This window comes from Alcanivorax profundi (genome assembly GCF_003597125.1).
Lineage (GTDB): Bacteria > Pseudomonadota > Gammaproteobacteria > Pseudomonadales > Alcanivoracaceae > Alcanivorax > Alcanivorax profundi.
In genome coordinates, this window is record NZ_QYYA01000173.1 from 1 (window position 1) to 382 (window position 382).

Below are 382 nucleotides of genomic sequence, written 5' to 3' on the forward strand. Positions count from 1 at the left end.
CGCAAGCCATGCAGAGGCGAGGAAACAAGAAGTCCCGGATGTCAGTCAAAATATTCATCCGGTTCTACCTGATTGACAAAACGACGTACTTCTTCCAGCGTAAAGCCCCGACCTACAGCAAAACGAATCAGTTTCATGCTCCGTTCATAATCATTGGCGGCTTTTATTCCTTTCATTTTCTGCTTCAGCATCTTTTTCCGGATTCCTTCATATTCTTCCGTATCGATTTCTTCCAGTCCGGCACGGATGTCTTCGTCCGACAGACGTTTCATACGGAGCATCTGCACAATCTTCATACGCCCCCACTGATTGAAACGGTACTTGTCGCGCACGTAAAACCGGCAGAAACGAGCCGCATCCAAGTAGCGTTCTTTCTGCAAAT

Annotated in this window: 1 protein-coding gene; it reads right to left on the minus strand. The window is 47.4% G+C overall.

The annotated features are described in order from the left end of the window. Positions 1-41: 41 nt before the first annotated feature. Positions 42-382: regulatory protein RecX (locus D4A39_RS19385; protein ID WP_147393983.1), on the minus strand; the 341-nt coding region annotated here is incomplete at its 5' end.